The following is a 4,689-nucleotide window of genomic DNA, read 5'->3' on the forward strand; positions in this document are numbered from 1 at the left end:
TCCCGCTGGAGACCTTTGCCAAGACAAAAGGCATTCTCAAGGTTGGCTTGCCGCTCCCTCAGGGAGAGTTGAAACATGGATTGGGTCGCTCGCTGGCGGATTAACCCCTGCGGCGCAAGGGGTAGCTCAAGGGCACGACAAAAGCCCTCGGCAATGCGCACCGCTTGATTAAAACCGCGGCTTTGCAATTTGTCCCGATGAAGAGGAATGGGCACAATCTGCAAGGGGAGGTGCTGCGCTATCTTGGCTTCTAACCAACTGTGGGCCAGCCATTGGCCAAAAAGGGTTCCCAGTTCTGGATGGTTGTTGTATTTCATGGTGGCGATCGCCCGCTTTAAGTCCTGCTGATAGTACCCCCACGGAAACAGGGGCAGACTGCCCTGCCAGTAGCGTTGCCGCCGCTGCACTTCCCATGCTTTCAAGCGGCGTTCACAATCCCTACAGATTGTTTTGGGACTCACCCGGCCGCAACAGGGACAGGGCTGCTGCCACAGAAAGGAGAGGAGCGATCGCCACACCGCCGCATCCCCTAGCGTCTAACAGTAGGCACTAATATCCTCATGGCACTCCTCTGCCAAGTAGCAAAGGGCACGGTAACGCAACACCATCAACTCCTCATAGAGGGGATTCAGGTGGCACAGGGGCGGAATGTGAATATGCCATTTTGCAACCACAATATCGCGTTCAAAGGGACACCGGGCGGGGATCAAGCGGCATAGACGATGGGCAAGCTGGCGATCGTGCACTTCCAAATGTTCTAGCCATTGCCGTACCGGCCACAGAATTGTGCGGAGCAAACGGTGTCCCACCGTAAAAATCGTCATCAACTCAACACCTCAACTCAATCATTGAAGTTGGCAGCGAAAAACTTCCCCCTCACCCTCTTTAAGAAGGTAGTTTCAATGAATTAAAACCATGTACTAAAAAGGGCAAGTTTATCGCTGCATTATATGGCCACAGGAGTGTTCTGATCCGCTTTAGAGCGCCCTTAGCGAGGCGCGACATCCCAGAGAAATCTCAATAAAAATCGCATCACGATAGACAATCTCCTTGCTTCCGAGAGATTTAGTAGCAGTGGATACATTTTTGAATTAAATGATAAGCTTGTATCCATCCTTATTCTAGTGATTTCTGTTGAAGTTGACGATGCGGTTTCCCGAAAAGTTGCCCTTGCAGCTACCGAAGCCCTTGGCAATGACTAAAGAAATACGGCTTTGGAATTCAAGAGGGAAGAGTGAGCATAATCTCGACCTTGGGCTAATATTTTCTTGGGGTATAATATAGAGCCGAGTAGCGCACGTTTCCCTTCCTAAGCTAATCTGCAATTAGAGTCTGGTATTGGGGAGCACTGGCATGTTCAAAAACATATTGATTCCAACGGATCTCCATGATGGCCTCCCCAAACTCACCCACTACCTTGAGGCGCTGAAAACAGCCGGTGCTCGCAAATTGATCTTTCTCCATGCCCGCCCTATTAACGAGGATGGCGATAAGCCCCGCCTGCGGGAGGAAAGACTACAACAGGTAAGGGACTTACTCCAAATTGATCCGGCGAGTATTCCCGCCGATCTCAAAGCAGAAGCAATCATCGAAAACCGCCGCCCCGCCGATGCTATTCTTGACGCTGTTGAGAAACATCAAATTGACTTGGTACTGGCCAGCCGCCCCATTCGCAATCTATTGGATGAGAAGCTCTTTGGCAGTACAACCATTGAGGTGCTGCAACGGATTAAAGTGCCCGTCATGATCATGCGCCCGCAAGTGTTGTGGGTGATGACAACTGCAGAACTCAACCTCCGTTGCCAAAATCTCTTTCGCCACTTACTGGTGCCCTACGACCACAGTCCCTCTGGCCAACACCTGGTGCGACAACTGCGAGAAGGCGTGAAAAAGCCCGATCAAGCCAGTATTGCCTCCTTGACCTTTTGCTGGATTATCAGTGATGCGGGCAAAGGAGAACTGGGAATTGGCGAGCAACGTCCAAAGGCTGAAAAAATTCTTGCCGACCTAAAGCAGGAATTTACCGGCTATGGCCTCAATGTTGAAACGGAGATCCGCTTTGGTAACCCTGTTGTTGAAGCTCAACTTGCTGCCTATGATCGCGACATCCATGGAATTGCTGTTTCCTCTGGTTCCGTCGGTAAAATTTGGGAACTCTCAATCCCCAGCTTTGCAGGAGAGATCATCCGCCGTTGCGTGTTTCCCGTAATTTATTTTCCCCCCGCTGGTCGCTAATTAATCAAAAGATGGGGCAGCAGAACTACCCCAAGGAATCTAGATCAAGGAATTTGGATCAAGCAGGCAATTAAACCTTAGCCGATAATTACCTCATGGAGTTCCTCCGATGCGGCAGCCTTCGCTGCCTTTTGCTCCATCATTTCTGAGCGGACTTCGGCGACGGCAGTCTGTGCCTTTTCATAGGCTTCAAAGGCTCACATTAAGCCCGACTTTGCCGCATTGCGAGCTTGCTCTGCCAAGTTGTGACCAGTCATGGAGTCAACAGCACCCACACCAGGGGCAAGCACGGCGAGTGGTTCCAAACCAAGTCACAGGGCTTCAAACTCTATTCTGCGGCATCCTCCAAAGGAAAAGATAAAGATAATGATGAACATATCGCACCCATGATGGCAGAGGTGGAGGGAGGATAACGTCCCCACTGGCTTAATCGCTTCACGAAGATTCCTATGCAGGGCTGAGCCAAAAGATTAGCAGAGCTTGAGGAGAGTACTAGGCACCTCATCCCAAGAGGTCACAGTACGCAGGCGCACTTGCCAGCCGGCGGCTTTTTGTTCCGTCGTCAAGTTTTTTTCAAAGGACTGCACACACTCCCTCGCTTGGGCTTCATCACAACAGGCAATACAGGCATAAAGCAGACCGGAGGGATCTACTTGTTCGCTCACCCAGATGGTTATCATTGCTCACTCCTTGGCACAGTGTGCCGATTTCACGGAACTATTCCCAGCCTAGGCGAAATCCAGGGGAGTCGTCAGCCCTTCTTAACAGCACTTTAGGAGTACAGCCAATGCTGCCAGTAATTGCTCAATGTGTGCAGGGGTGTGATCGGCTCTTAGGGTGATGCGCAGACGACTAAAGGGGACAGTCGGTGGCCGCACCGCTGCCACCCAACATCCGGCATCTTGTAATTTCTGACCCCAATGGAGGACGGTGGTGGGATCGGGAGCAGGCAGACAAAAAATTGGGGTCGGTAGCGGATGGGGCAAAACTGGGCAACCCAATTTTTGCAGTCCCTCTTCCAGTTGTTGGATGCGCTCTCGGAGGGCGTGGCGAAGGGAAGGATCTGCTTGGAGTTGCTCAAGGGCAGCAAGGGCAGCAGCGGTATCCGCCGCTGAGAGTCCGGTGCTATAGATCCACGTGCTGGCGCGGTGTTGCAGATAGGTGATCAGGTCTTGGGAACCAGCAATGTATCCCCCTAAACTGCCGAGGGCTTTGCTGAGGGTCCCCATCTGAATCACGGTCGGGCTAGATTGCCCCAGGGCGGCTAAGGTGCCGGCACCGTTGGTTCCCAACACCCCTGTGCCGTGGGCATCGTCCACCAGCACCATGGCTGCATGGGCCTCCGCCAGCCGCAAAATCTTGTCGAGGGGAGCAGCGTCCCCGTCCATGCTGAAGACGCCGTCGGTGAGGATGAGACAACGGCGGTACTGGGAGCGATAACTCTCTAGGAGTTGGGCAAGGGCAGCGACATCGTTGTGGGGGTATTCATAGAACTTAGCATGGCTGAGGCGGGCGCCTTTTTTGAGACAGGCATGGTTGTAGGCATCCCCCAGTACCAGATCCCGCTGATCCACAAGGGCGGGAATGGTGCCGAGATTGGCTGCTGTGCCCGAACTAAAGACCAAGGCTGCCTCTGTGCCTTTCCAGCGGGCGATCGCCTCCTCTAGCTGCCGATGTAGAGGACGGTGACCACTCAGAAGACGCGAGCCTGTGGCGCCGGTACCCCACTGTTCAATGGCGTGGATGGCCGCTGCTTTCACCTTGGGATGGTTCGCCAGCCCCAAATAATCATTGCTGCAAAAGTTAATCAACGGACGTGGCGGCTCGCCAACGCTGACCATGGCTCCCGGTGCACCACTGGGGGTGGGTTGCCGATACCACTGGGCGTGGTGCAGGGTTTTGAGCGCAGGTTTTAACCAGGCAAAGGGATCAGCCATTGCCAGCAATCAGGATGGGATCACGGGAAGAATCTTACCTGAGGACATCGTGATTGGCGATGAGGTAGTCAATGGCTTGGCGAAAGAATTTCTTCTCAGAGCTGTGGAAAAGAAGCCGATCTAAGTCCATCTGCTGCAGTTTCTGACTGAGCTGCTGGCGATAATCATCATCCTCATCCATCCCAATATCGGGGTAGTAAACGAGCATCAGGTCATTGTGAATACTTCGCTCATGACGCTTCGCGTCCATAAGCGGCTTCCCAATCCTGTTAACAGAGAGGGAGGCGGCATTCTCGCCTACTGCCGGGAACTTTTGCCTTTGCAGCACCCCAGGTCATTTTTGCCGGTGGGTTTTGGGTTGAAGTTGTTCATGCCAACTTCTGGCCTGTTCCCTACGTTTATAAATCGGGTGATGCCAGGACTTACAGGTTCAGTTGTACCTTGTCAAGCAGGTCTTATATCTGCCCGGATCCCCAGAAGTCTTTTCTGGCGGGCAATAGTGCCATACTTGACTATA

At 52.8% G+C, this 4,689-nt stretch carries 6 protein-coding genes; 1 reads left to right on the plus strand and 5 read right to left on the minus strand.

Features of this window, described 5'->3' with window-relative positions:
- Together Q0683_RS10215 and Q0683_RS10220 are read right to left on the minus strand one after the other, a co-directional pair.
- Nucleotides 1-518: ComF family protein (locus Q0683_RS10215; protein ID WP_366142527.1), on the minus strand; the 518-nt coding region annotated here is incomplete at its 3' end.
- Nucleotides 519-536: 18 nt separating this feature from the next.
- Entirely contained in the window at nt 537-824 is a 288-nt protein-coding gene (locus Q0683_RS10220) for a Mo-dependent nitrogenase C-terminal domain-containing protein (protein WP_298614721.1), read from the minus strand.
- A 529-nt stretch (nt 825-1,353) separates the two neighbouring features.
- On the opposite strand from Q0683_RS10220, the gene Q0683_RS10225 reads away from it, so the two are divergent.
- Nucleotides 1,354-2,235, plus strand: coding sequence for a universal stress protein (locus tag Q0683_RS10225; RefSeq protein ID WP_298977563.1), 882 nt, complete (start codon nt 1,354-1,356; stop codon nt 2,233-2,235).
- A 470-nt stretch (nt 2,236-2,705) separates the two neighbouring features.
- Here the strand turns inward: Q0683_RS10225 and Q0683_RS10230 are convergent, their stop codons facing one another.
- From Q0683_RS10230 to Q0683_RS10240, 3 genes are all read right to left on the minus strand, one after another.
- A complete protein-coding gene (locus tag Q0683_RS10230) occupies nt 2,706-2,912 on the minus strand; it encodes a glycogen debranching protein (RefSeq protein ID WP_366142744.1) in 207 nt (68 codons plus the stop codon).
- 84 nt (nt 2,913-2,996) lie between these two features.
- Nucleotides 2,997-4,172 (minus strand): 8-amino-7-oxononanoate synthase, encoded by a 1,176-nt coding sequence (gene bioF, locus Q0683_RS10235; protein WP_298977568.1) that lies wholly within the window; start codon nt 4,170-4,172, stop codon nt 2,997-2,999.
- A 34-nt stretch (nt 4,173-4,206) separates the two neighbouring features.
- Nucleotides 4,207-4,422 carry a hypothetical protein gene (locus Q0683_RS10240; RefSeq protein WP_298977570.1) on the minus strand — a complete coding sequence of 72 codons (216 nt, stop codon included), beginning with the start codon at nt 4,420-4,422 and terminating at the stop codon, nt 4,207-4,209.
- Nucleotides 4,423-4,689 lie beyond the last annotated feature (267 nt).

It is taken from the genome of uncultured Thermosynechococcus sp. (assembly GCF_938074695.1).
Classification (GTDB): Bacteria; Cyanobacteriota; Cyanobacteriia; order Thermosynechococcales; family Thermosynechococcaceae; genus Thermosynechococcus.